The sequence below is a fragment of the Bacillus sanguinis genome, from assembly GCF_018332475.1.
Classification (GTDB): Bacteria; Bacillota; Bacilli; order Bacillales; family Bacillaceae_G; genus Bacillus_A; species Bacillus_A sanguinis.
Map to the genome: position 1 here is coordinate 1 of NZ_BOQB01000645.1, position 255 is coordinate 255.

1 protein-coding gene is annotated in these 255 nt (G+C 53.3%); it reads left to right on the plus strand.

The features are described from left to right. The coding region (locus KI369_RS30020) for a POT-type proton-dependent oligopeptide transporter (protein ID WP_498033629.1) at positions 1–255 on the plus strand (255 nt) is incomplete at both ends.

The following is a 255-nucleotide window of genomic DNA, read 5'->3' on the forward strand; positions in this document are numbered from 1 at the left end:
GCTGGCGATTGGTTATGCTCTGGTTGCCTGGTCTGGTCACGACGCCGGTATCGTTTATATGGGTATGGCGGCTATTGCGGTCGGTAACGGCCTGTTTAAAGCTAACCCGTCTTCTCTGCTTTCTACATGCTATGAGAAAAACGACCCGCGTCTGGACGGTGCATTCACCATGTACTACATGTCCGTCAACATCGGCCCTTTCTTCTCTATGATTGCTACGCCGTGGCTGGCCGCGAAATACGGCTGGAGTGTTGC